Genomic DNA, 25,264 nt, shown 5'->3' with positions numbered 1-25,264 from the left:
GAATGGAAGAACTCTCACGGGAATGCCTGATGGAGACACTGGATGTGTTTTCCGGGCTGAAGCGCATCGGCGGTTCGGAAGATGAGCACCGTGCCTGCGGCTATCTGATCAAGAAGCTGCAGGAATGGGGCATTCCATGCCGCGTGTATGAGTGTGACGGATATGTCTCCACTCCTATAGAAGCGTCAGTTACTGTAGAGGGGATGGATCAGACCTTTGAAGCCCTTCCCCGTTCCTTCTCCGCCCATTGTCCGGACGGAGTGACCGCCCCCTTGTTTTATGATGTCCATGCCCACGACCAGCTGAAGCCCAGACAGGAGCAGGATTGGTACGCGGGGGCGCGGGGCTGCATCGTGATTGGGGACAATTTTTATGAGGACTATGTTCAAAAGCTGCGGGGATACGGTGTAAAGGGCCTGATCCATCTGTGGACCAGCGAGGAGCCTGTGCTTCACTACGAGACGGTCAGCCCTGTGTGGGGCACCGCGGAGCCTGAAAACGGAAAAACCTATCCTGATTTTCCGGTGGTGGGCCTGAGAAGCTGTGACAGAGAATCCATACTGCCCTTGCTGACGCCTGGAGCCTGCAGCCGTACCGCGACGGTGCGCAGCGTACTGCAGTGTGGATGTGTGCGTCTTCAGATCCCTGTAGCCGAGCTGGCCGGTGAAACGCCGGAGTATGTGCTGGTGGGCAGCCACTATGACTCCTGGGATTATGGTGTGACGGATAATGCCACCGGGAATGCCGCTGTGTTGGAACTGGCACGGGTACTGTCCCAGAAGCAGCTGCGGCGGGGTGTCAAAATCGCGTGGTGGCCGGCCCACTCCAACGGACGGTATGCCGGGAGCACTTGGTACTGCGATGAGCAGTTTGAGGACCTGGATGCCCGTTGTGTGGCGCTGGTCAACATGGACTCTCCCGGCTGTATGGGAGCGCAGGAGATCGGGTTTTCCACGTCCGGTGTGGCAGGGGATACCCTTGGGGATATCCTGCGTCGGTGCACCGGGCAGGCTGAGGTGGTGATCCGCCCGCTGGGGCGGGGATCAGACCTGTCATTTTTCGGACCGCGCATTCCCATCCAGGTGTCCTTTGACTTTTATCAGGCGCCGCCCAACCGTGGCCGCTGGCACTGTGCAGGCAGCGGCGGAGGCTGGTGGTGGCATTCCGTGGAGGATACCATGGATAAGGTGGACCCCCAGCTTCTGATGAGGGATACACGGGTGCTGGTGGAGCTGGTAAAAGAGTTTGCCGATGAAGCGCATCTTCCCTTTGACGCGGCAGGGTGTCTGGCGCAAATGAGAGATACTGTGGCAGACATCCGGACCCATTGCGGCGATGACTTTGATTTCGCTCCTGTAGAACGGGCACTGGAGGAGTTGGACAAGGCCTGTGCCGGGCGTATCTGCTTTTCCAGTGACAGACAGGCGAAGGAGGCAGGAGGCCGGCTGACGAGACTGCTGTGCAGTGCCTGTGATGAATATCACTTTGACAACACATTTGCAGTGGGCCTGCTGCCCGGTCTGCAGCTGGTCAGGGGCAAGCACCGCAACGACCTGCCACCTCAGGAATTTTTGTATTGGCGGACAGCCTTCCGCCGGCAGGTGAACCGCTTTGTATCTGAGTGCACAAGCATTGTCCAAGCACTGAACAGCGACGCGGACAGTGTGGTATGATAGAGAAAGGGGATATGGATTATGCAGACCAATATCAAAGAGTATGACGAATCGTTTGATCTTACCCAGGCACTCCAAAAGAAGGGCACCAAGGAATATGGTTTTATTCATTTGGCCCAGCGGGCCAACGGTTCATGGGTGAATATTCCCATTATGCTGGCGGTGGGCGCCCAGGACGGTCCCACGTTGGTGGTGGATGCCTGCAACCACGGCGACGAGTATGAGGGTACTGAGGGAATTATCAAGACCTTTGAGGGGCTGGATGTATCCAAGATGAAGGGAAGCTTCATTGGAATCCCTGCCCTGAATGCAGAGGCCTTTGCCGAAATGAAGCGCTATAATACCCTGGACTTTGTGCCCCAGGATCTGAATCGCATCTATCCGGGCGGAACCGGCCCCATGACGGCTTATGTGTGCAGCTGGTACTGTGAGAACATCATCAAGAAGGCTGACGCGGTGATCTGCATCCACGGCGGCGGCAACAGCGAGTATCTGGAGCCTGTTGTGCTGTACTGCGGAGAGGAGTCTCCTGTGGCGTATAAGTCCCGTGAAATGGCCCAGTGCTTTGGCTTTAAGGTCTTGTGGAAGAACACCCGCTACGCGGAGAACAGCGGAATTGAGGATGAGTATGCCTATCAGATGGGCATTCCCTGCATTACACCCGAGATCGGCGGACAGTGCACCCGCATGTATCAGCGGGATGAGCACAAGCAGATGTTGGAGACCGGAATTCGCAATGTGATGACCCTGCTGGGGATTCTGGAGGGCAGCGTGCCCGCCAATGAGGGCGTACACCACTATGACATTGATTATATCTATAACCGCAACGGCGGGATTCATGTGCCTGTGAAGAAGGCAATGGATTCTGTGCGTAAGGGCGACACGCTTTCCATCATTACGAACCTGTTCGGAGAGGAAGTGGATCGGGTCATTGCTCCCTTTGACGGTGTGGTCATCGGGTACTGGACATATTCTGTCTGTCCTCCTCATGGCTGGGTATACATGGTTGGCAAGCCTGTGGATGGGGAGTAAAGCGCCCAGATCCATGCATCCTGCAAATCGAAGTGCCAGTTGAGTATCCTAGATACGAACAGGGCAGAAGCAGAGTGGGCTGTACATGGCCTGCAGAAATGAAAAAGGGCACCCTTTTGGATGCCCCAGTCTGTCGAAAAAGTCCAGCGAAAGCTGGGCTTTTTCGTTTGTAAACGGGAAAAATGAGTGGTGAGGGATGCTGAAACGGGGAAAAATGGGGCACAATGACCGGGTGTCTGGACATGCTGACAGCCAGCTTAGCTGGTGGTTTTGACTTGAGCTTATGCAATCAACAGCTTCTTATTGTTGGATAGACAACTTGATTTTCTGATAGGTGTTCCAATCAATGAGGTTTTGTTTGCGAAGGACCTCATTGAAGTAATCAAACCAGATTCGTTTCGTCAAAGCCTCGCGGCTTGGTTTTCTCATACGCAGGCCCCCTTTGCTACAGTATGCCTGATCTTTTGGGCGGTCATACCTGGCATGATGATAAAAAATGAATCTGCTCATTTTCCAAGGAGCAGGGCCTGTGCGAGGGTAATTGGGCCCCTTTTGGTGATCGACTGCACTGAGATTGTTCCGTAGGGTAAGGTTGTATCTCATATACCGCTCTTGTTGCTTTGTGGATGGCGATGGAACATATATTCCAGATCTGGCTCTTTTGTGGACAGGATTCCCGCTTGTAATCTCTGGTTGCTTAACATATGCCAAAGCGACGAGCAAACGGGGAGGGAAATATCCGCAAACGAAAGGACGGACGCTGGGAGGGTCGGTACACAGTCGGTCACGATCCAGAAACAGGAAAGGCCATCATTAAAAACGTCCTTGGAAAGACGCAAGCGGAAGTCAAGGAAAAGCTGAAGAAAGCCATCGAGGAAAATGTGGGCATCGACTACGGACGGGCCAAGACCTACACCGTGGGTAACTGGTTAGAAGTGTGGTATGAGAACTATGCCAAAATCAAAATGCGCCCATCCACCTACCTGACCTATCATGGCTACATCGAAAACCACATCAAGCCGCAGCTCGGCAAGATCCCGTTGAATGATCTGACGACGCTGCATCTGCAACAGTTCTACAAGAAATTGTTGGCAGAAGGGCGGGTAGAGCGAATCGAAGCACAGAAGCAGCCCAAGGGACTGAGCGCCAAAACAGTGCGCAACATCCATCAAATCATTTCCTCTGCCCTGAAGCTGGCAGTCGAGCAGCGGCTGATCGCCCACAATCCGGCAGACGGCTGTGCACTGCCGAAGGCGGAGCGCAAATCAGATTTGATCTTATCATCAATTCCGCTGATAGAATCTATATTTGTAGCTTTAGAAATCCAGCCTTTTGATTTCAGATATTCATAGATTTTCTTTTTAGTGACTTTGTCTTTTTGCTTGGAAACAGGGTGTATGAACATATCTTTAATCAACTGCTTTTTATGCTCTGTAGAAAGCGGTTGACCATCAATTTTTAATGGATTTAATTCGTTGAGCAACATATACTCGCTATATAGTAAAGAATCCTTAGGCAGAACAGGGTCACCTGTGTAAGTACAGCGACCAATTAAATTGACGAGAAATGCTTCAGCTGAATGATCAAGATCAATCAGTTGATTAAAGTTCCACGGATAAATTTTTTCTTTGCTATCAGTGTTAGAACGAACAGCCCAGTGATGTGCTGCTTTATCATTTAGTGGACCGACATAATACGGAACACGGAATTCAAATGTTTTTCTAATCTTTTCAGCAGGAGTGTAACCATCACTTTGCTGTTGCACCAGAAAAGGTAGATATGAAGAAGCATTTTTCAATATTGCATCTAATTCGCGCAGTTGAAGCTGATAGGGGATAACTCCATTTTCAGAGCTTCGCAAACGCGGCAGAAAAGAACCATCAACGATTTTTTGATATATAGTTGCAATGACAGGGGATTTGGATTCCGCCATTTCAGGCAAAGACTTTTTTAGGAATTTGCAAAAAGCCTCCTGTGAGCAAGTGTAATCGCCGCTTTTATGATGATATTGGCTATAGGCAGCATAATTATCAAGCTTGTCCTCTTTGTCACAAAAAATAGAGTTATATCGTTCAATGCAGTGCGCCTTAATATAATCTTTAAGTACTCTTAAGTCAATGTTATTTTGCTTATATACAGCAATTTTGGCATCGCAAAGGTATCTGTGCGTACCGATAATTTCCGCAAAGCGTGCGGCATCGTATACATCTTTGGCAGCAGTAACTACGGATATATGATCATCTAATACCTCACAAAGTTCATTGTAATTTGCGTCAAGATCATTTTGCAGCGTAATTTTCTTGGCATCTTTAAATCGGTCATCACCGAACAGATTGGAGAGTGCAACAGACCTTCCTGCCAGCAATTCAGAAATGTAAAAGGGAGAAATTCCGGCTTCATTTTTGCTGGGCTTCTTTAGACCTTCGGTAAGTAAAGCTGCCTTTTCCGTAACTCACATATTAGGAGTTTTCAAAATGTTTAGATAATTATCCGTATTGTGCGGAACAAAATCCAATCCGTATGCATCTGATAAAAGAGTACAAAAATCATCGAAACATCGGTGTACAAGGGGTACAAACAAGATAAAATAGAAATGAGGGGTGATAGAGCGGAAATGTCAGATTTTCCACTCTATCTGAACACGGTCGCTGGTGGCCTTGATCGTAGAGATCAAACCATCGGCGGCTTTTCTTTTGTCGTCAAAATCTATGCTGTCCCAGTTATCGAGATAATAGGATAACTTCTTTATCTGCTGGGGAGATATGGTTTCAACGCTCAATTCGGCGATTGCCTTTGAAATAGTCTGGCGTCGGGTGTCCAGTTCTTCAATTTTTTTGTTGGCGTAGGCAAGCAAGGTCGCATTGGCTCCGGTCAGCGTATCCAGCAGCTTTTCAATTTCTGCCTCCACCTGTGCCAGCTCCACTTGATAGGCAGTCAGTTTCGGATTGACTTTTTCCTCTCTGCCGTGGAGTATCTGAAAGTCTTTGAACTTTTCCTGCATGGCCGAGAAAATGAATTGCTCAAATTCTTCTTTGCGGATTTTCCCGCAGCCCGGACAGCCTTTGTTTTCCGTCCGTTTGGTACAGCGGAAATATCCGGTGCTGTTTGGTACATGGGTGGCTTTCAGAGCATACCCACAATGCCCGCATTTGATTTTTCCGGCCAGCCAAGTATTTTTCGGTTTCCGTCCCTGCTGGAAGGTGGTATTTGCCATAAGTTTTTTCCGGCATTTCAGCCATGTGTCAGAGGAAATGAGTGCTTCGTGGGGAGCGATAACAAGTATCTGGTCTTTTAAGCACCTGTCCTTGCCCTCCTTCACATCCCGCCCCTGGTAGAGATAGCAGCCGTTTGTTCCGACAAAGTCGGAAGCGTCATTGACAATCGCTGCGCCCTGGCTCTTGAAAAATTCGTACAGCTCCAAATCGGCCTGTGCGTAAACGGGGTTTCTTAAAAGCTGGGAAAGAAATGTACGGAACATGGATTTTCCATAAATTTTTATGTCATGTTCCTCGAAGTATCGGGTAATATCTCCGAAGGAGGTTTCCGGTTCAGCGTACATTTCAAACATCAGCCGAACATGGTCGGCGGCTACGGGGTCGGCAACCATTTTCTTTGTGCGGATACCCTCTACCACAGTAGGCTCTAACTGATAACCGTATGGTGCCTGTCCGCTCATGTGAAAGCCTTTCAGGCACCGGGAATAGTAGGCGTCTGTGACACGCTTCTGAATTGTCTCACGTTCAAGCTGGGCGAATACAATGCAGATATTCAGCATGGCCCGGCCCATCGGGGTCGAAGTATCAAACTTTTCCGTGGAGGATACAAACTCCACATCGTACTCTTGAAACAGCTCCATCATCGTTGCAAAGTCCAGAATAGAGCGGCTTATACGGTCCAGCTTGTACACGATGACCCGCCGAACCTTTCCCTTGCGGATCTCGCCCAGCAGCTTTTGAAACTCCGGCCTGTCCGTATTCTTACCGGAATAGCCTTTGTCCTTAAATACCCGGCAGCTCCCACCTTTCAATTCATACTTGCAAAAGTCGATCTGACTTTCAATGCTGATACTGTCCTTGCGGTCTACTGACTGTCTTGCGTAAATACAATCTTCTCTGATAAATTCCATATTGGGCTCCTTTCCTTGTTGGAATGGAGCTACCAACCTTACAACTATATTATACCATTAGCAGCCCCGGACAACAATGTTGCGAATGATTAGGGAAATCTGTCTCCATATTTGCTGAACACCTCGTAAAGACAATGCTCAATTTCTTTTTTGCGCTGTTCTTTCTCCTTCGGGGGAAGTACCGGCGTGAGGCTTTCCAGCACAATGATCTTCCCTTGAAATGCGACAGACTTTGTTTCTCGTTCATAAGTGACAGCTTGCGTCATTGAAAACCTCCTTTGCGAAAGTGCGTGTATATGCCTGCCTTTCCCGCTTGTCCTGTGGGGAAATGTCAAAAGACGGCACCCAGCAGGTGCCGCCCTTTGAGCTTTCTCCACTTCGGGTCAATGTGGCCCGAGGTCAGTAAGGACTGGAAAGGTACTTTTCTTTGGCGTCCTCCACGCTGTTGAGGTCAAATACTTCATAAAGCTGCCCCACAACACGCCGTATATCCTTCTTTGAAAATCCGCAGTCCTCCATTGCCATAATGACATAACCACGGCAGGCATCATTGCTCCATTCGTCCGATTCCAAGCCGGGGATCATTCCAAACGCATTTCCCATAAAGTGCTCCTTTTTTGAAAAGATGGGGAGCCACGCCGGATCGATTGGCCTATCATCAGACAGCATTGCCGGGGGCTCCCCATAGGTTTTCACTTCATTTCAGGCACACCGGACGGACATAGGCTTCATGCCCCATAGTATTTCAACTCTCCCCATTCTGATGGCAAGGCGTTCTCATTGCCTGCGACGGCTCACGGCTTGCAAGGCCGCTTCAACGCTCGGACTGTGACTAAACGCAAGTATCCGGGGTCTGCGCCTGTTCCGGTGGAGCCAGCCTTGCCCCACCTATGGCATGAACCTGTTCGCTCGCTCAGTTTTGCAAAGACTGTATTCTCTGAAATCCGAGGTCATGGCGGGTCTGTCACACAGCGCGTTCCCCTTCGTATCCGGGTGTCTTTTTATTCAATTTTCAATCTGCATGAGGCTTGTCTGAACCTCGGGCCATTGTGACCCGAAGTGTTTTGCCTCTCATAAGCCATTTCATTTTCCGGCCTAAATCGGTACGCCTTACAAAGAATTTTTCAAAATTTTTTCTAAGTGCCGCAGACCTCGCTCGATTGCGACACGAACCACTTTTTCATGGACGCCCTCTGCCCGTGCAATATCCTGTTTGGTCATGCCGAGAATGAAATGAGCGTAAATCCGTTTTGCCTGTTTGTTCGGCAGACTGGCAATCGCCGCATGAAGCTCCTGCATGGTCACTTTCCGCTCATACAGTTCATGGGGAGATAAGGCGACAAAGAGAGCTTCATGCTCCAGCCCGTCATCCCGGTCAAGGGAATAGTAGGCCTTATGGCGGTATGTACGCAGCCGGTAGGCAGCCTCTTTACGATCAAACTCTTTGAACATTTCTGCAACTTCTTCCGATACTTCCATGAAGCAATCCGATGTATAGAATGGGTAATAGTCCCGCAAATTGATAATAGCCATATTGACCTCCGTTTCGGTTGTTGGTTGACGAGTGACCGAAACGAAGGCGGCGGAGAGCGGCACCGGGGCTGGACTTCGGGCCAACTTGGCCCGAGGCTCCATATAGACGCAAAAACGCCCGGGCGGCATGAAGCCGCTCGGGCGCATGAAAATGTATTATCTGAATGGTACTGATATATTGTACCTTCATGGTTAGAATAGCCCGGAGGTGGAGCTACGCTTTTTTTAACTGATGAAGGTCATGGGAGTTATGGAAAAGTAAAATGGACACGGCGATACCCTCCTATGGGCCGCCGTGTTTACTAAAATATAAAAATCCGGCGGCACTACGCCCATGGTAATGCCGCTGGATAGTATGTATATGGAAGCAATATGGAACGGATATGAAACTACCACAATTTATTCAGTCGGAGCATCGTCTACATCAATATCAATGTCTACATCGTCCGGGATTTCGTAGTCATAAATAACGCCGCTGGAATTATCTCCTGTATTCGTCCCCTGATCTTTACGGGAAGTGCAACCATTAAGAATAAATGCACAAAGCAACGCCCCCACAAGAATTAGTACACCTTTCTTCATCTCAATTCCTCACTTTCAAAGTTCCGCCTTTGATTTCTAAAACACAGTCAGCGGCTTTTGCCACCGCATTAGAGTGTGTCACGATAATTACGCATTTGCCGTATTCCTGTGCGCTCTCTTTTAGAATTTCCGTAATCTCGGCAGCCGTGGCTTCATCCAGATTGCCCGTCGGCTCATCTGCCAGAATAACCGGCGCATCCGAAGCCAATGAGCGGGCAATCGCTACACGCTGTTGCTGTCCTCCTGACAATTTCAATACGGTACGCCGCAATTCATCTTCCGTCAGTCCCAATCTTTGAAGAATGGGGACAGCATCAACTTTTGACACCAGTTTTGTATTCTCGATAGGCGTCATATAGTCAATGAGATTGTAATTTTGGAAAATCAGCGATATGTGGTTTCTCCGATGTTCTTCCAGCCCTGTTTGTGTGATGTCAGTATCATCAAAGAGGATATTTCCTTTCGCTGGCGTATCAAGCCCGCCAAGCAAGGAAAGTAGCGTTGTTTTTCCAGACCCCGACGGGCCTAAAATCGCATACATTTTTCCGCTTTCAAAGCTAAATGAAATGTTTGTCAAAATGCCTTTCCCTTTCTCATAGGCATAGGCAACATTTTTACAAGCCAAAGTTGACATTTGATTTTCCCCCTTTCTTCAGCTCATGCGGTTTAGAATATCTCTCGGTTTCAAGCGCATAACGCTGACCGAAGAAACCGTTACGGAAACAACGATAATAAAAAACCCGATGCAGTAGAGCCGCAACAGATCTTCCAGGCCAAGAGAAATCTGAATATTCGGAGAGATCGTTTCTTCATCCTCCAGTGCGGAGCTCATATCTATGCTCTGCATGGTTGTATCGTCCTCGGCATTATCTTGTAAACTATTACTCTGGACAGTCTGCTGTAAGAGCGTATCAGCAACAGTGGCAGCAAACATATTGCTGGTAATGCCCGATGCCGCAAAAGCGAATACTGCAATCAGAAGAACTTCTGCGATATATTGTCCAAGAATATTCCTCTTTTTTATTCCTAACGAGAGAAATACACCCGTTTCATGTACCCTGGCCTTTCCCCATAGTGTCAAAATAAGGGCTAAGATGATAATGCTCACTACAATTATGCCAATCAGCAGACTTTTAACAAGTGCATCCAAACTGCTTATTGAAGCGGCCGCACTTTGATAGGCTTCATCATCTGCGGCAATCGTATAGGCATTTTCTTCATATCCCGGCAGGTGTTTTACTTGTTCCATAATCTGCTTCAAGTTCTCCGGGTCATCTACGGTGACTTTAACATCATCAAAGCCTTGTACTGCGGCGCTATTCTCAGCCTCGATTGCAGATGCAATATCTGTAAAGATGTGATTTTGAATTTTATCGTAGCTTGTGACGGCGGCCCCTAATTTCTCAGTTACATTTGCATGAAAAAGCCCGATCACTTCAAGCGAGATTTCTTTTTTTGAGCCACCCGTAATTGTGAAAGTATCCCCCAATTTAATCTGATTTTTCTCTGCTAATACATCGCTGATAATTGCACTATGCGTATCATTCTCGGCAATATGCCTTCCGGCGATTAAGGTCAGCTTTTCAGATGTAAAAAACTCTTGTTCAGAAGAACGCCAGACCCCAACGCCTGTTACACAATGGCTAAATTCTTCTTCCACTGGCACAGTCCCAGGGATAGGCAGGAGTCCGTCATACAGATTTTCTGTGGAAGCATCACAGTATTTTACGCCTGTTATATTCCGAATATTTGCTACCATTTCTGGTGATACCTGCTTCATTGAATACATGAGAACATCTTTTGTTCCATCATCATTTTCAGACTCTTCTTGACGATAGTATGGATTATCTTCGGAATAGTTGACAGCCATATCAAAGGCCCCGCCAAGATTTTTCCGCAAGTTCATCTGCGCTTGTCTTGTGGCATCTCCAATACATAGCCCACTCAAAACGAAAGTGGCAGTTACCAGCAGGATCAGAAAAAGTAAAATACTTTTCCCCTTTTTGCGTGTGACGTACAAGTATGCACGTTTTAGACAATTCATTTTATTACCTCCATTTTTGTAATCTAAGGCATCCGAGATACGGGCATAGTATATCTGCGTCATGTGGAGGGTGTATGAAACAAAGATGAAATTAAAAAAACTCTCCGGGGAATGTTTACCCGGAAAGTTTTTTTATTTTACAGTAACTGAATTGTAAAGCGCATCCCCTGCGGCTGTTCCATCGGGGTAAATGAATATGGCACGTTTAACGCACGAAAAATTGTCGCAACAATATACAGGCCAAGGCCATTTCCGCCAGTTTCCCGGCTTCTCGAAAAATCAGGGCGATAGAATGGTTCAAACAAGTGCGGTAATTCTTCTTTGCTAATGGGCGTACATTCATTTTCTACCACAATCATGTGATCTCGCAGATAAACCGATACGCATTTCCCATTAGGAGTATAACCGACTGCATTTCCAAGGATATTTGAAAGTGCTTTGCTAAATTCATGGATAGGCAACTCAACAGAAACCGCATCGTCTATTTTCAAACGAAACTGAACGCCATGTGTAGCGGCTATCAGTTGGTACGGCTCACATAAAGAGGCCAGTAGTTCCGACACATTGATTTCGGTTAGTGCTGCGTTTTTCGTAGAAACGCTCAATTTCGATGTTTCCAAAATTTCATGTATCATTTCTGAAAGGCGTTCTGTTATGGCTTTACACTCTGGCAAACAGGCATCGTAATCCTGATAGCGCCCAACACCTAATATCATGTTTTCCAGCATGGCATTAAGGGCTGTTACTGGCGTTTTTAATTCATGTGACGCAGAACGCAGGAAGTCAATTTTAGCCCGCTCATTTTCGCTTGTCTTTTCTTTCTCCAGTTCCAAGTTTTCAATCATGCACAGCAGACGATGATATAACTGGTTCACGTCGTTGGCAAGCTCCCCTAATTCATCTTGCGAGGATATACGGCATTGCGCTGATTTATCCAGTTCAGACATTTTCTTTACCGCTTTTGAAAGCTGCCGGATTGAAGATGTTGTACCCTTAGAAAAGAAATAGGCGCACAAGACGGAGAGAAAAACACAGCAGATTACAGAAAGCGGCAAGGCCCGTAACATAGCCGATTTCATAAGCCCTGCTGGTTCATAGCTTCCGGCAATCGTGAGGCTAACATTTCCAGTTGTTTCACTGGGAACAAAATCTATAACCATCTGGGGCAGTAACAGGTATAAAATCAGGTGGGCAACGCCTACGATCAACAGCATAATTGCCAGAGAATATAAAAATGTTTTCGGAAATATTTTCAGCTTTTTCATACTGCTACCTCGTATTTATAGCCAATCCCTTTTACGGTAACAATGCAGTTAAGGCGCAGCTTCTTCCGCAGATTTTTAATATAGGTGTCGATTGTCCTATCTATAATCGAGCAGTCATATCCCCATAATTCGTCCAATATCTGCGAGCGAGTAAGTACCAGCCCTTTATGCTCTACGAGGAGTTTCAGCAAATCAAGTTCTTTGGGAGTAATATCTATTTTCCCGTTTTGGTCGCTGGCCGTGTAGCCGGAGAAATTAACTTGAACATCACCGAAAGCCATAATATTGGATATGGCGCATTTCCCGCTTCTGCGTAAGAGCGCAGTAACCCGCCTGCCAAGCAGAACCATAGAAAACGGTTTTGTAATGTAGTCGTCCGCCTGTTCGTCAAAGCTCTTGACTTGTGTATATTCATCTTCAATCGCCGTAAGCATAAGGACGGGAAGAATACTTCTTTTTCGTATTTCATGGAGTACGGCAAGCCCTGTTATTTTGGGAAGCATAATATCAAGTATCACAAGGTCAATATTTCCTTGTTCAAAAATTTTCAAAGCCTCAACGCCATCAAAAGCAGGAACGATTTTATGTCCCGCTGATTTTAGATATTCGCAAATTGCTTCATTGGTCTGCTTATCATCTTCCACAATTAGTAATGTTGCCATATAGACACCTCCTTAATGATAAAGTGTACCACCCAAATATGGAGTGTGTATGAAATCCTTTTTATTATACTGCCATCCTTTCGGACTATCAATGTTGTCGTTTGGCGTGAAAATAAAATAAAATACTACTAAAACATAAAATTACGTTTCGTTCTCATAATCAAACCCGAAATGTAAAATAATATAGAGGTGATATGAGAATGTACCAAGACGAACGACGGCTTGACTTCCACGCATTAGGTCGGGAGATCAAGCGCAAAAGAGAGGCGAAAGGTTGGACGCAGGAATATCTTGCACAGCTTGTAGACCGTACCCCACGCTCTATCATGTATTTTGAAAACCGGGGTCAGCATCCAAGTCTGAATACCTTTTACCAAATCGTCACCTTGCTGGACATTTCCGTAGACCAATTCTTTTATCCTGACAGGCAGAATAGCGAAAGCGACTGCCGCCAGCACATTGATAGATTGCTCAACTCAATGGATGAAAAAGAATTGACGGTCATGGAGGCCACAGCAGAGGGACTACAAAAAGCCAGAGAAACGGAGGTCAAGTAAAAAGGGCCTTCGTTTTTCTTGTTTTTGGGGACTTTCCGGGGGTTCCGCTAAATGGCAAGCAATGCCTCTGTGGCCACAAGTGGCACAAAGGCGGCTTGTTGGGGCTCGCCCCAAACCCGTATCTTCGGGCCAACATGGCCCGAAGCGTCAGCGTCGCTTTGCTCCTTATTTTCATAACCTTAACGCTCCTTTTCCTGCTTTCTTCCCGGCTCGGTGTAGCCCATCAGAGTGTCAATGTTCGCCTTGATCGTGACGATCTCCTGCATATCCCGTCGTGCCTTCTGGTATTCTCCATAGAGCTGTTTTTTCTTTGCTGTGAGCTTGCGGCCTTCCTCCTTCAGCACATCCATTTTAGGGAGCTTCGCCCCGCCCAGCAGAGAGCGCATTTCCGCTTGTGCAGCCCGGTACAGTTCAAGGTCGGCCTCATGCTCCGCAAGGAATTTCCGGCTGTACTTCGTCGCCTTATACTGCTCAAAGACAGGTCGGGTTTTGGCATACTGAACCGTTGCGGCTTTTAGCCCGGCATTGGTTTTCATGGCCTGTTCTGTCTGCTTGATCTGCTCGGAAATGGCATGGAAACGGTCTGCTGCCTCGGTGGCTTTCTGTGCCAACTGCTCATAATCGGTCAGGCCATTGTCCTGTATATAGGCAAGAGCGGCGGCCATCTGCTTAATGTTAAATACCTTCGCCCAGCGTTCATATCCCGGCCCCTTACCGGCAGCCAGCTTTGCTTGAATATCCACCGCCAGACTGATTTTCCGCTCCGAGCGCCCGGGGCGTTTTTCTTTGCCCTCAATGGCGGACAGAACATCTTGCAAGTCGTAGCCGTCCCCCAGCGTGGAGGCACGCAGACGGGTGAAGCGTTCCTGTCCCTGCCCAGTCAGCCGGAAGCTGATACCGCCGCCCCGAACCGTCTTGACCTCATACCCGGCCCGCTTCATCAAATTGAGAAATTCGTCCAGATCAGCGGGGCGTTCCGCCAGCGCAGTATCAATAGCAAGGCGCAGTCGGTCCTGATAGGAAAGCGGCCCTTTCCGGTCTTTCTGCCACTCCCCATAGTTCCGATACTTGCTCTTGCTCCGGGGCTTCGGGTTCTCCACGATGGACAGCCCGTTTTCAAGGCACAGCCTGTCAGAGAGCCGCCGAAGGGCGAAGCTGGAGCCCCAAAAATTTCGGAATTTCCGGGTGCAGTCAAGGGTGGTGGAGTTGTAATAAATGTGACAATGGATGTGCTGCTTGTCGGTATGTGTGGTAACGATAAACGCGTGCCGCCCCTTTGTCCAGCGCATAGCCAGCTCATAGCCGATACGGTTCGCCTCCTTCGGGGTGATCTCGCCCGGATAGAAGGATTGTCGTATCTGATAGCACAGCACATTATTTTCTTTCTTCTGTTCCCGGCCCGTCATAGCGGCATAGCTGGCCTTTGCCAAAAGGAACTCGTCCGCCACGGTGGCCGGATCACATTCATAAGCGGAGATGTACTTTCCGCTTTCTGTTTTTTCCGGGTTCTTGCCATAGTCCAGACAATCCCGGATAGCCTCAGCAATCGTTTCGCCTTCGCCTGCATGGCGCTGCAACAAAGTTGTGGTAGCCAGAAATCATCCCTCCCTTCTATGAAAAAAGGGCGGCCCGTCCAGACCGCCCCGACTTCGGGCCAGTATGGCCCGAGGCTGCTTAACTTGCCAGAAACCGGTACAGAGCGGATTTGCCTCCGTCCAGCGCCCAAAGAAGGGAGCCCGCCGCCGCTTGCAGTCCATACGGCGAAAGAAGGAAGGCAAGAAACAGAAATACAATCCCTCCTATGGGCGTCGGCGTGAAAAAAAGAGCGACACCCAGCACCGCCAGGATCACAGAGGCAATCGTCAGCAGGACGGCACAAATATCAAACAGGAACACCAGCAGAGCCGTCAGAAGGGACAACACTAAAGCAAAGGGAGCAACCAATATTTTCAGCAGTATCTTCATCTTCAAAACCTCCTTTATCTATCCTTTCTACCTCTATTTTATCATGCCTGCCCGGGGACATAAATGTTGCGAAAGATTAGTAAATCCTGTCCCAAACCTTCGGGTCATACTGGCCCGAAGTGGTAAAAAAAGAGCAGGGCGGCAAGCCCCGCAACGGAAGCCTGCCGCCCTCGTCTTACTTTGCCACCAGCTCGGAAAGCTCCCGCAGTACCTTTGACACCTCGCCCCACAGCTTTTCATAGTCCCGCTTCAATCCGTCGATTTCCTCCGGGTACATGCCATAGGTATGTGCGTGTATGGCAACCTGATTGAGATTGTTGGAGCAGCGCCGTTGCAGAGAGATCAGCTCTTTTACGGGCGCAAGGTCAACGTGCAGGATATATCCATTCAGAGCCATTTTCCGTACATAAGTCCCGGCGTTGGAAATGCCCGCCTCGGCCATCCGTTCATGGATGGCTGCCAGCTCGTCCGGCGTTACCATGACGTGCAGATGGACATTCCGCTTGCGGTTCTCCATCAGCGTTCCAGCTCCCGGCCTTTCCGGCGCTCTTTGGGTTCTTTTACCTTATCCAGCGGCTTTGCGTCCAGCTCCGGGGGCGTGGGTGGGATGGGCGTATTGTTGGGTACGCCGTCGATCATGTTGCAGTTCTGCTCCGTGGAGAGCTCGGCGGTTTTCAGATAGTTGTCTTTTTCGTGCATGGCGATCCTCCTTTATCGTTCCTCATGGTTGTTATGGCTCCGCTTCTGGCCGGGTTCCTTCGGGGGTTCCTGCCCTCTGGTTCCTTCTTTTAGCCGGGCGGTAATGGATGGGCGCACCCGGTCAGGGTTGCCCGGTGCTGGTTTCAGCTCATAATCCTCCATCTGCTTTTCAGTCAGCGGCTTTGCGTAGGTCAGTTCTCCCCATGCCAGCAGCCTGCCGTCTGCCACAGGACGCCTCCTGTCGTCATCATAGTTGACGATGGAAAGGGGCTGGTTATCCGGCAGCTTCGGGTAGGTGCCTATGTCTACGGGGCGCTGGGTGGAATAATAGCGGTAAACGCCCTCCAATCCCGGCTCGGTATGTCTGGCCGCCGCATGGTAAAGCTGCTGATAGTCGTCCACCCGGCGGTCAAAGTCCTTCTGCGCCCATGCCTGGCTGTTTCCATAGCGACCCCAGTAGTAATCCCGATGGCCGTTTTCCCCCTCGGTAAACTGCCAGGTCACAAAGGGGCTCGGCGCTCCCGGATTATGCCCCAGCGCAAAGCCGTGTCCGGTTTCAAAGGTGGCAGCTTTCAAAATTACATATCCTTGTACTGTCTCCAAGAGATACCTCCTTTCTGTGCCTCGGGCTAACATGACCCGAAGTGCTGGATGTTACGAAATAAGAGGGCAGACCGGGGAGAAATGTAATAAGATATTCCCACCCCGGAAACACCCTCAAAAAAGCCCGGAATGTCAAGCCTTTGGAGGCGGCAAATCGTAACAGCCGCCCGGCCTTTTCTCCCGCATTTTCCTCATGCGTTCCCGGCTTTTTCGGCGGTTCCCTTCGGCCTTGCAGGCGTCGGAACAGTAGGCTTGACGCCCCTCGGGCAAAAACGCCTTTCCGCAGACCGCACAGGCTCGCAGCTCCGGGGAGATGCCTTCCGTTGTCAACGACGCTTGAAGCTCCGGGTTAAGAGGCAGGACAGCCTCACGGAAATAACGGCAGTACGCCCCTGTCCAGCACTTGTGCAGCATATAGCAGGCACAGTCAAGAGGAAGGCACAGGCCACTTTCCCGGTCATAGTTGGCGCACATCCCCGTGACCAGAGTGCGGATTTTCTTCTTCTCGTCACGGGTCAGCTCCCGGGCGTCCATTTAAGACTTCGGGCCACGATGGCCCGAAGGGCGGGGCTCCACGATCAGCGCCCGGAACTTCTTCCGGCACTGTTTTTTCTTTCCTTTGCACTCCTTGTAATAACGGCATCCCTTACAAGGGTCGTCATTGTCCCAGCCGGGGTGCGGTACTTCCTTCATCATTCGTTCAAAAGGGCTGCTTGTAAAATTCATTCTCATTCCTCCGTATCTTCCTCCCATGGCGGGGTATCTTCGTCCTCGGGTTCCTCTGCGATCTCCTCCAGCTCCCCGTCCTCATATTCGCAGTAATCATCTTCCAAATCCGGGGCTTCATGCTTCGGCTTGTAAATCTTGAAATAGTAACCAATTCCACCGCCGGCCAGCACCACCGCACCGATCAGGAGCAGAGAGAGAAGGGGACTGTCCTTTTTCTCCGGCTCGGGTTCCGGTACTTCCTCTACCGGTTCGGTGGGCTTTGGCTCTGGCTCCGGGGTCACTTCTTTGGGCGGTTCCTTACCCTGTTCGGCAAGAGGCAGAAGATCGTCTGTGGTAACAGTATTGAGGAAATAGACGTTCTCGCTGGTTTTCTGTTTGTCGATCACCAGATAAAACACGCTCTCGTCTGCGGTGGTGATGGTGTAGAACTCCTTTCCATCCTCGTCGGTGGCGTTGTCCACCACGGTTCCCGTCCCGTCCGGGGTAAAGGGGTTCTGGGTTTCCGGCTCTGCTTCGGTTTCTGCCGGAGCGGAAGCTGTCTCCGGCTGCGGCTCGCTGCTCTGTGCATAGGCCGGGACCGTAAAGATCAGGCAACACAAAAGGCTGGCAGCCATCGCCGCCAGCCTGCGGTATTTAATTTTCTTCATGGGCTGTGTCCTCCTTTTCGGGTGCCTCCGGCTTCGGGTCAGTATGGCCCGAAGTGGTAAGGCTGTTTTTGGGGTCGTTCAGAAAAGCCATCAGCTGGGCGGGGGTCAGTTTGAGCGAGCGCACCGCCTGCACGATCTGGCTGTTTTCTTCCTCCTGTTTCTGCTTTTCCAGCTCCCGGATTTTGGCCTGCCATTCGGCAGCCTTCTCCCGGGCTTTTTCCAGTTCCTTATCGAGCTTGTCGATCTTGTTCATGCAAGGACTCCTTTCCTCTGGCTCACAGACGCCCGAAGGCATAGAAATGTGTCTGCCAGTAGCTTGAATTGATATTTGCGTATTGGATGGGGGACCCACAATGGAGCATCATCCCGTCGCCCACATAAATCCCCACATGGGACACAGGACCGGGACTGTCATAGGTTCCTGTGAAAAAGATAATATCGCCGGGCTTTGCCTCGGAGGGGGAAATGATAGCGCACTGGTTATAAATGCCCTGCGCCGTGGTACGGGGCAGGTTGTGGACGCCGCTGGCCGTGTACACCCAGCAGACAAAGCCCGAACAGTCAAAGGAGGTGGACGGGCTGGAGCCGCCCCATACATAGGGCCAGCCGATGTACTTTGTGGCTTCTTCCATGAGCGCCGCAAAAGCCGGGTCATCCAGCGCCTCGCCGGGTATCTCATAGCTGGGGCCGGTATCTTCGCCGCCGTTGTAAATCCCTTCCCACAGATAGGGTTTGTTGCCCTTGAGCTGCTGCATAACGGTGTAGATTTCCCGCTGCTGTTCGTTAAGCCTCGGCAGGATCACGGCAGGCAGCGTTTTGTTTGTGAGGGTCACATTGAGAATGTAATACTCATAGGGGACTTCCTCGGTGGTGGTTTCCCCGGTCTCCGGGTCGGTGCTGGTTTCTGTGCGGTAGCGTATCTCAACTTCCTCCGTCAAGGTAAGCTCATACTGTGCCTCGAAAATCTCCCGCAGCTCGTCCTGCACCTGTTCACGGAAATAGACATGGTACTTTGCCGAGAGATAGGACGCCAGCTCATAGGGGTTATGGCCGATCTCGTCCACGGAATAGCGGTACTCGTCATAGCCGGGATGGGTGCTTTCAATGTTCGCTACCGTCTGTGCCAGCTCGTTTTCCAGCGCCGTGTAGTCCTCGTCCACCCCCAGCAGGTCCGTATCCTCCGAGGCGTAGGAGGTGCCGGATAAGGCATTGGCAAGACCGCTGCCAAGCGTGGGGAAGATGGAGCTTACCGCCGACACAAGAAAACAGAGCAGCAACAGCAGGAGTAGCACCAGCACCGCCACAGGATGACGGGTCACAAACTGCGCCGCCCGCCGGGTCGCAGTTCCCGAAGCGGCAGCGGTTTTCTTTGCGGCCTTAGCGCCCTGTTTTGCAGCCGCCTTTGCTTCTTTGGAATACCGGCGTTTCAGTTTCCATTTCTGCTGCACACGGGAAAGCGGATTGCTGGCAAGCTCCGGGTGCTCAGAGGCCATCTTCTGAAAATCCATATTAGCCCGGGCTTTTATGTCCTTCCGTTCCCACTTTGCCACCTTCCGGGCCGGGTGTTCCCGCCAGCGCCGTTTGGCATACCGGGTCAGTTTCCGGGTCCCGGCCTCGGCGGTCAGCTCGGATTTATGCGCTCCTTCCACGCCCACATTTTCATGTTCGACTTCGTGGATTTTGTTGTGGACATAGAACCACGCTTCTGTACGGGCTCCCCGGACTGCCTTTTTTGCAAGCCCCGGCGGCTTCTTCGCTGCCCGTTTTGCCTCGGTCTTGTCCAGTTTCTCCCGGGCCTTTCCCAGCTTTTCCCCGGCGTGTTCCGCTTTTGCCTGTGCTTTCTGGTACTTGTCCTTTTTGCTCCCGGCCTTCTCGGCGGAGCCCTCCGGCTCCTGTGCCTTGCCGGTATCCTGCGGCCCGCCCGCTTCATCTTCCTGCCTCATGCGGTCAGAGGGACGGCTTTTCCGGCTGTCCTCTTGAAACTTACCGCTTTTGGACTTCGGGCCATCATGGCCCGAAGGGCTGTCCTGTCCGGTATCCTCGTCCTCAAACCGCAGACACCGGGATGGTGCGGGGGAAGGTCCTTCCCGTTCAGCCGATCCGGGGCGATTGCCCCCGGTATCCTCCGTCGGCCCCGGCCTTTGAAAATTCCGTTTGTCCGGTTTCTTTCCGATGATGTATCCCTCCTTTCCAAACCTCGGGCCAGCATGGCCCGAAGTGTGTTATGCCCGGTTCATTTCCTGTTTTTTGTCCTCCGGGCGGGTGGTCATAATGGCGTACAGCTCGGTATTCTGCGGGAAGCGGTCAACAAACGGGATGGTGGTGTTCCCGAAGAACAGCAGCCCTTCGCCGGAATTGGTATGGGTCACATAGGAAAGCTGGTGGGGGCTGATCCCAAGCTGTTTGGCTAAAATCTGCCGGTCCCCCTGTGCCTGCGAGAGCAGCACAAGGAAGTCCGAGTTTTCAAAGATATTCTCGATCTCCGGGCTTGCCAGAAAATCCTTCACGTTCTGCGTTAAAGCACTGGGAACGCACCCTTTTTTTCGCAGCATTTTCCAGATCGCCACACAATAGCTTGCCGTCAGACGGTCACGGAGCAGCACATGAAATTCGTCGAAGTAACACCATGTGGCGATACCGCGCAGGAAATTCATGGACACCTGTGAGTTTACCAAGTCCTGCATAATGAGCATGGCAATCGTCCGAAGCCCGGCACCCAGCTTTTTTAAGTCAAGGCATACCAGACGGCGGTTCAGGTCCACATTGGTTTCATGGTTGAACACGTTAAGGGAACCCGACACATAGATTTCAAGGGCAGTTGCCAGCCGTACCGCCTCGCCCTCCGGCTGGGAACAGAGCAGGTCATACAGGGTTTGGAGGGTCGGCATTTTTGCCGTCTCCGGGTCCTGCAAGTGTTCCCGGTACATCTGGCGTACACAGCGGTCAATGACGGTCCGCTCCACCGGCTGCAAGCCATCCTTGCCGCCAACGATCAGCTCCATCAGTGACAGGATAAAGTCGGCTTTCAGCGCCATCGGGTTTTCCTCGTCAAAGCTCAGGTCAATGTCCATCGGATTGATGTGGTGGGGGCTGTCTGGGGCGATCTCGATGACCTGACCGCCCAGCCGCTTGATAAGGGGCGAGTATTCGCCCATCGGGTCAACCACAATGATCCGGTCACGGGTGGCAAGGAACACGTTCACAAGCTCCCGCTTTGCGGCAAAGGATTTGCCGGAGCCCGGCACGCCGAGGAACAGGCCGTTGGGGTTTTTGAGCTTTTTCCGGTTTGCCATGATGACGTTATGGGAAAGTGCGTTGAGCCCGTAATAGACGGCTTCGCCATCCATGCGGAGCTCCTGCGTCATAAAGGGAACGAAAATGGCCGTGGAGCTGGTCGTCATGCCACGCTTGATCTCAATGCCGTTATGACCCAGCGGAAGGCTGGAAAGAAAACCGTCCTCCTGCTGGAAGTCCAGCCGCTTCAAGGTGCAGTTGTATTTCTGGACGATACCCGACACCGTGAACAGGTCATTGTCCAGCTCCCGGCGGGTCGGGGCCATGTTTACCACAAGGAAGGTCAGCAGGAACATTCTTTCATTCCGGCTCTGTAAATCTTCCAGAAGGGTCTTTGCGTCGTTACTGTACGTTACAAGGTCGGGCGGAAGTATGTCCATGTCGTACCCTGACCGAGCTGCCTTCTTTTGTTCCTCCACCTTCATCTTGTCAATGTCGGAGACTTTGGCCTTGATAGATTTTACGGCGGCGGCCTGATCGACGGTTTGGATATGGAGAGTGATGGTCATTTCCGCGTCCATTTCCAAAAGCTCCGCCAGCAGCTTGTCCGAGAGCTCCGAGGCCAAAATCTGCAAGTAGGAGGCAGCGCCCCAAGTCGTCCCCACCCGGAACAGACGGCTGAAACGAAAATCGAAACTGTCCGGGGCGATAAAGTCTTTGGTGGAAAGCCCGGTTTTGGGGATCATATCCCATGAAAACCGGAAGGGGGAGCCGCTGCCGGGATGAAGCTGCCCGTGAAGAAGCTCCAGCCGTTCCAGCCCCGAAAGGGAACGGCACTTGACGCCCAGCTTTTTGAAGTTCCCGCAAATGTCCGCCTCTACACGTTCCAGCCTTGCCCTGGCGGTGGAAAGGTCGTCCACATTCACGCCGAAGGTCAGGAGCTTTGTGCGGACAATGCCGTTGTTGCTTTTGGCGATCTGGTTTTCCAGCATTTCCACATACTCACACCGGACGCTGTTGTAATCATCGTCCTGCATGGCGATGTTCACGCTGTACCGGCTGCCCGGGCGGCTCCGGTGGTTGAGGAAGGAAAGCTGGAACGGAAGGCTGCTGTCAAAGTAGTTGAGGCAGGCGCTCCACCCGTCAAAGATGGCTGCCTGATCTTCGGACTGTGCGAGCTGGTAGTTGATGTCCTCGTATTCAATGGTTTTGGTGTAATAGCGGTCCGCTACCCGGCACACCCCGTCCCGGTACATTTCCCGGTAAGGGAGGGTCTGCTGGGCGGTGGTGGGAATGTTCTTTCCTTTCGTGAACAGGCCGGTAAGGCCCTGCTTTTCAGGTTTTCTGCCTGCGGGCTTTCCGGCCCTTCTGTTGTTTTGCAATCGGCTGCGCCTCCTTTCTGGCGCCAAACAGCGCATAGAAGTTTTCGGTTTTGTAAGGCCGCACCCGGGGATAGAGGAACCGGGTGCGGATGATGTTTTTCAGCACCTTTTCCAGCGGCAGGCCGTCCCGCTCATACATAGCCAGAAAGAAGAACGGGAGCATGAGGCCGATCATCAGGAACATGGCGGCGCTGTTCCCGATACTGCCACGGGAAAACAGGTAGGCCGGGAGGCCCACCGCTGTCGCGCCGGAAAAACAAACAAGCTGGCGCTTCGTCAGATTGAAGGCCAGCTTTGTCTTGATTTTGGAAAGGTCTTTGGGTACTGGCACATAGGCCATTTTGGTACACCTCCTTTATTGCTTCGGGCCAGCATGGCCCGAGGTTATCTTGCGGCCTCTTTGGCCGGGGCTGTGCTGCGGGCAGCTTCGGCGGCCTCTCGTCCGCTCTGCCTTGCCCGCCAGTATTCGGGGTGATACTGCCGGATGGACTGATTGAGTTTTTCTTCAAACTGTCCTTTGTCCTTAATGCGGTCAGGGATTTTCCACAGCTTTTTGTCCAGCAGCTCCCGGAGCACTACGCTTTCCTGTGCGTCCTCCTCATAGCAAATATAGCCCTTGTCCTTGAAGCCGCATTTTTTCGCCGCCGGGGAGAGAACGGCGGCTACCTCGTTTGCCACCATCGTTCCGCCGTGGCTGGCGGTAGATACCAAAAACACCCCCGGACAGAGGGTTTCACAGCTCTGCACCTCACCCCACGGGGAGCTTTTCGGCGCATGGAACATTCCGCCCGTCCGGCTCCGATCCGCCTGCATGAGCGCTGCCTTTTCCAAGATGGCTTTCAGTTCCGGGGAAAAATAGGCATATTCCCGCAGGACCCGGGCGGCCTCCCCGCCGCAGGCGTTCATCAACAGGGTATAGGCGTCGCTGTCCGCTTTGGTACAGCGCCCCAGCAGTTTTCCGTCGTAATAGCAGGCCGCGTCATAGCCCGCCCGTTTGCGTGGCATGGTTCCCGCCTCCTTTCTGCTTAGGGCCATTATGGCCCGAGGTCAACGCTCCGCCCCACGGCTGGGCTTTTCCTTCGGGGGCCGTTCTGCCTTTGCCTGCTCGGCAGCCGCTTTCCCGGCTTTGAGCTGGTCGCTGATGGACGCACGCCCCACAGAGCCGCGCTCCGCCATCTGTTCCAGCTTTGCCTCATAGGCTTGCAGAACAGCGGTATTGAGCTGTTCCCGGAACTCCTTTGTGACAGGGTAGGCCATATCCCGGTAGCCGCCTTTGCCGTCCGGCTGGCTGGGCATCCCCACGAAAAGGCCCTTGCTGCCCTGGACGATTTTCAGATTTTCCACCACAAAGCAGTCATTGAATTTCACGCTGGCAAAGCCCATGAGGTTTTTCACAGGTTCGATGATCCGCACGCTTACATCCAGCTTTATAGGGGCGGCTGGTGTTCCGCCCGCAGTTTTTTCCTGCATGGATTTCTCCTTTCCGCTTCGGGTCATCATGGCCCGAAGTCTCTTAATGGCAGCCGAAGATGGATTTTGCAAGACTGCCTGTTTTGAATAAGGTAAAACACAGCAGCACCGTATATCCCACACAGCCCCAGATCGCCCCGATGGGGTCGCCGTCGGTGGCGATACTCTGGATCAGCACCGCATAGATGGCGACACAGACTAAGATCAATAGACCTTGAAAGCCCACCGCAAAGAGGGAGCGGAAATAGTTCTGCCCCATGTGTCCGGTTTCCCTGTTGGGGACTGTGGCAAACGGGATAGGCGCTAAACTTGTGAGTAAATAAATTTCAATCATACGGCCATATACGATGACGAAAATCACGATGTTTAAGGCAATCATGGTAAGCTGGATCAGGAAGGACTGGAGCCAGAGTCCGAACAGAGGGCCTAACTCCATCGCCTCAAGCTCTGTCCGCAGACTGTCCAGCACATCCGGCGTGATCTCTGTCCCGTTCTGGATAATGCCCGCTGACTGCTGTATCACATGCTGGCTCACATCAAAGACCGCCAGCACGATATTGAAGGTATTCGTCAGGATCATCACAGCCACAAAGGTTTTGAACACCCATTTAAAAAACATCCATGTGTCAACTTCATGGAGGTTGTTGCGTTCTATGAGCATCTGTATCAGTTCATAGGTCATAACAAAAGTGAGGATGACCCCGGCGATTGGCAGAATGGCAGTTTCGGAGATCTGTCGTATCATGGAAAAGACCCCGGCGTTCCAGTCCGCCGGGGTCGTGCCTGCCTGTGTGGCGATCTCGCCAACGCTCTGATTGACGTTATCGAAAAGGCCATCCAGATTTCCCATGATACCATCGACGAGCAGACCTTTCAGCCATTCAACGATTGCGTCGATGATAAAGTCCATACATCAGCTCCTTTTCTGGAAAAGGGACAACGGGTGACACTTAGCTGAACAGGCCGGACAGCAGAGGGATAAGCTGAAGGCCGATCAGAACGACACCGCCGCCCGCCATGAGCTGCTTTATCCCCAATTAGGTGTAAAACTCTGCTCGATG

The 25,264-nt window shown here is 51.3% G+C and carries 28 protein-coding genes and 2 pseudogenes; 4 read left to right on the top strand and 26 right to left on the bottom strand.

Annotated features, from left to right (window positions below; translation table 11 throughout):
* Window positions 1-2 precede the first annotated feature (2 nt).
* The 3 genes and pseudogenes from DWZ82_RS12895 to DWZ82_RS15890 all read left to right on the top strand — a co-directional run.
* Window positions 3-1,673: a M28 family peptidase gene (locus DWZ82_RS12895; RefSeq protein WP_116705284.1), complete on the top strand. Its 1,671-nt coding sequence runs from the start codon at window positions 3-5 to the stop codon at window positions 1,671-1,673.
* A gap of 21 nt (window positions 1,674-1,694) precedes the next feature.
* Window positions 1,695-2,705 carry a succinylglutamate desuccinylase/aspartoacylase family protein gene (locus tag DWZ82_RS12890; RefSeq protein ID WP_110435970.1) on the top strand — a complete coding sequence of 337 codons (1,011 nt, stop codon included), beginning with the start codon at window positions 1,695-1,697 and terminating at the stop codon, window positions 2,703-2,705.
* A gap of 704 nt (window positions 2,706-3,409) precedes the next feature.
* Window positions 3,410-3,874: pseudogene (locus DWZ82_RS15890) on the top strand (N-terminal phage integrase SAM-like domain-containing protein); the annotation flags it as partial.
* On the opposite strand, the gene cas9 reads toward DWZ82_RS15890, so the two are convergent.
* The 10 genes from cas9 to DWZ82_RS12840 form a co-directional block, all read right to left on the bottom strand.
* Window positions 3,874-5,070, bottom strand: coding sequence for a type II CRISPR RNA-guided endonuclease Cas9 (gene cas9, locus DWZ82_RS15725; protein ID WP_158575242.1), 1,197 nt, complete (start codon window positions 5,068-5,070; stop codon window positions 3,874-3,876). The pseudogene DWZ82_RS15890 and the gene cas9 sit on opposite strands and share 1 nt — an antisense overlap.
* 252 nt (window positions 5,071-5,322) lie before the next feature.
* Complete coding sequence (locus DWZ82_RS12875; RefSeq protein WP_118481133.1) at window positions 5,323-6,831, bottom strand: recombinase family protein; 1,509 nt, start codon at window positions 6,829-6,831, stop codon at window positions 5,323-5,325.
* Between the two features lie 89 nt (window positions 6,832-6,920).
* Window positions 6,921-7,097 carry a hypothetical protein gene (locus DWZ82_RS15425; protein ID WP_173839848.1) on the bottom strand — a complete coding sequence of 59 codons (177 nt, stop codon included), beginning with the start codon at window positions 7,095-7,097 and terminating at the stop codon, window positions 6,921-6,923.
* A 133-nt stretch (window positions 7,098-7,230) separates the two neighbouring features.
* A complete protein-coding gene (locus tag DWZ82_RS12870) occupies window positions 7,231-7,500 on the bottom strand; it encodes a hypothetical protein (protein ID WP_118481132.1) in 270 nt (89 codons plus the stop codon).
* A gap of 441 nt (window positions 7,501-7,941) precedes the next feature.
* On the bottom strand, window positions 7,942-8,364 hold the full coding sequence (locus tag DWZ82_RS12865) for an RNA polymerase sigma factor (protein WP_118481131.1): 423 nt from the start codon (window positions 8,362-8,364) through the stop codon (window positions 7,942-7,944).
* 399 nt (window positions 8,365-8,763) lie between these two features.
* Window positions 8,764-8,946: a hypothetical protein gene (locus DWZ82_RS12860; RefSeq protein ID WP_118481130.1), complete on the bottom strand. Its 183-nt coding sequence runs from the start codon at window positions 8,944-8,946 to the stop codon at window positions 8,764-8,766.
* A 1-nt stretch (window position 8,947) separates the two neighbouring features.
* Window positions 8,948-9,580: an ATP-binding cassette domain-containing protein gene (locus DWZ82_RS12855; RefSeq protein ID WP_118481129.1), complete on the bottom strand. Its 633-nt coding sequence runs from the start codon at window positions 9,578-9,580 to the stop codon at window positions 8,948-8,950.
* Window positions 9,581-9,598: 18 nt separating this feature from the next.
* Complete coding sequence (locus DWZ82_RS12850) at window positions 9,599-10,990, bottom strand: FtsX-like permease family protein (RefSeq protein WP_118481128.1); 1,392 nt, start codon at window positions 10,988-10,990, stop codon at window positions 9,599-9,601.
* Between the two features lie 137 nt (window positions 10,991-11,127).
* A complete protein-coding gene (locus tag DWZ82_RS12845) occupies window positions 11,128-12,255 on the bottom strand; it encodes a HAMP domain-containing sensor histidine kinase (protein WP_118481127.1) in 1,128 nt (375 codons plus the stop codon).
* Window positions 12,252-12,917 (bottom strand): response regulator transcription factor, encoded by a 666-nt coding sequence (locus DWZ82_RS12840; protein ID WP_118481126.1) that lies wholly within the window; start codon window positions 12,915-12,917, stop codon window positions 12,252-12,254. Before DWZ82_RS12840 ends, DWZ82_RS12845 begins: the two co-directional genes overlap by 4 nt.
* A 194-nt stretch (window positions 12,918-13,111) precedes the next feature.
* Between DWZ82_RS12840 and DWZ82_RS12835 the strand changes: the two genes are divergently transcribed.
* Entirely contained in the window at window positions 13,112-13,474 is a 363-nt protein-coding gene (locus DWZ82_RS12835; protein ID WP_330382751.1) for a helix-turn-helix transcriptional regulator, read from the top strand.
* 179 nt (window positions 13,475-13,653) lie between these two features.
* Here the strand turns inward: DWZ82_RS12835 and DWZ82_RS12830 are convergent, their stop codons facing one another.
* The 16 genes and pseudogenes from DWZ82_RS12830 to DWZ82_RS12750 all read right to left on the bottom strand — a co-directional run.
* Window positions 13,654-15,054, bottom strand: a complete 1,401-nt coding sequence (locus DWZ82_RS12830) for a relaxase/mobilization nuclease domain-containing protein (RefSeq protein ID WP_442861240.1) — start codon at window positions 15,052-15,054, stop codon at window positions 13,654-13,656.
* Between the two features lie 94 nt (window positions 15,055-15,148).
* Window positions 15,149-15,439, bottom strand: coding sequence for a CD1845 family protein (locus tag DWZ82_RS12825; protein ID WP_118481123.1), 291 nt, complete (start codon window positions 15,437-15,439; stop codon window positions 15,149-15,151).
* 175 nt (window positions 15,440-15,614) lie between these two features.
* The gene (locus tag DWZ82_RS12820) at window positions 15,615-15,956 is read right to left on the bottom strand and encodes a plasmid mobilization protein (RefSeq protein ID WP_118481122.1); all 342 of its coding nucleotides are present in this window, start codon (window positions 15,954-15,956) and stop codon (window positions 15,615-15,617) included.
* On the bottom strand, window positions 15,956-16,138 hold the full coding sequence (locus tag DWZ82_RS12815; RefSeq protein ID WP_003500078.1) for a DUF4316 domain-containing protein: 183 nt from the start codon (window positions 16,136-16,138) through the stop codon (window positions 15,956-15,958). Before DWZ82_RS12815 ends, DWZ82_RS12820 begins: the two co-directional genes overlap by 1 nt.
* A gap of 12 nt (window positions 16,139-16,150) precedes the next feature.
* Window positions 16,151-16,774, bottom strand: coding sequence for a hypothetical protein (locus DWZ82_RS12810; protein WP_118481121.1), 624 nt, complete (start codon window positions 16,772-16,774; stop codon window positions 16,151-16,153).
* A 99-nt stretch (window positions 16,775-16,873) separates the two neighbouring features.
* Window positions 16,874-17,275 carry a cysteine-rich VLP protein gene (locus tag DWZ82_RS12805; RefSeq protein WP_050005650.1) on the bottom strand — a complete coding sequence of 134 codons (402 nt, stop codon included), beginning with the start codon at window positions 17,273-17,275 and terminating at the stop codon, window positions 16,874-16,876.
* Complete coding sequence (locus DWZ82_RS12800) at window positions 17,276-17,467, bottom strand: hypothetical protein (RefSeq protein ID WP_003500082.1); 192 nt, start codon at window positions 17,465-17,467, stop codon at window positions 17,276-17,278.
* 2 nt (window positions 17,468-17,469) lie between these two features.
* Window positions 17,470-18,117, bottom strand: coding sequence for a DUF4366 domain-containing protein (locus tag DWZ82_RS12795; protein ID WP_055194532.1), 648 nt, complete (start codon window positions 18,115-18,117; stop codon window positions 17,470-17,472).
* Window positions 18,104-18,370 carry a DUF4315 family protein gene (locus DWZ82_RS12790; protein ID WP_107630817.1) on the bottom strand — a complete coding sequence of 89 codons (267 nt, stop codon included), beginning with the start codon at window positions 18,368-18,370 and terminating at the stop codon, window positions 18,104-18,106. Before DWZ82_RS12790 ends, DWZ82_RS12795 begins: the two co-directional genes overlap by 14 nt.
* Window positions 18,371-18,392: 22 nt before the next feature.
* Entirely contained in the window at window positions 18,393-20,060 is a 1,668-nt protein-coding gene (locus DWZ82_RS12785; protein ID WP_118481120.1) for a C40 family peptidase, read from the bottom strand.
* A gap of 279 nt (window positions 20,061-20,339) precedes the next feature.
* Entirely contained in the window at window positions 20,340-22,769 is a 2,430-nt protein-coding gene (locus tag DWZ82_RS12775) for a VirB4-like conjugal transfer ATPase, CD1110 family (RefSeq protein WP_442861239.1), read from the bottom strand.
* Window positions 22,687-23,073: a PrgI family protein gene (locus DWZ82_RS12770; protein ID WP_118481118.1), complete on the bottom strand. Its 387-nt coding sequence runs from the start codon at window positions 23,071-23,073 to the stop codon at window positions 22,687-22,689. Before DWZ82_RS12770 ends, DWZ82_RS12775 begins: the two co-directional genes overlap by 83 nt.
* A gap of 44 nt (window positions 23,074-23,117) precedes the next feature.
* Window positions 23,118-23,738 carry a DUF7007 domain-containing protein gene (locus DWZ82_RS12765; RefSeq protein ID WP_331479533.1) on the bottom strand — a complete coding sequence of 207 codons (621 nt, stop codon included), beginning with the start codon at window positions 23,736-23,738 and terminating at the stop codon, window positions 23,118-23,120.
* A 42-nt stretch (window positions 23,739-23,780) separates the two neighbouring features.
* Complete coding sequence (locus DWZ82_RS12760) at window positions 23,781-24,203, bottom strand: SpoVG family protein (protein WP_243022952.1); 423 nt, start codon at window positions 24,201-24,203, stop codon at window positions 23,781-23,783.
* A 43-nt stretch (window positions 24,204-24,246) separates the two neighbouring features.
* Window positions 24,247-25,113 (bottom strand): VirB6/TrbL-like conjugal transfer protein, CD1112 family, encoded by an 867-nt coding sequence (locus tag DWZ82_RS12755; RefSeq protein WP_118481115.1) that lies wholly within the window; start codon window positions 25,111-25,113, stop codon window positions 24,247-24,249.
* A 40-nt stretch (window positions 25,114-25,153) separates the two neighbouring features.
* Window positions 25,154-25,237 (bottom strand): annotated as a pseudogene (locus DWZ82_RS12750) (Maff2 family mobile element protein); the annotation flags it as partial.
* Window positions 25,238-25,264 lie beyond the last annotated feature (27 nt).

The organism is Butyricicoccus sp. AF35-5AC, from assembly GCF_003477715.1.
Taxonomy (GTDB): domain Bacteria; phylum Bacillota; class Clostridia; order Oscillospirales; family Butyricicoccaceae; genus Agathobaculum; species Agathobaculum butyriciproducens.
The sequence above is the reverse complement of the archived record's forward strand: the minus strand, read 5'-3'. Positions and strand labels throughout refer to the sequence as shown.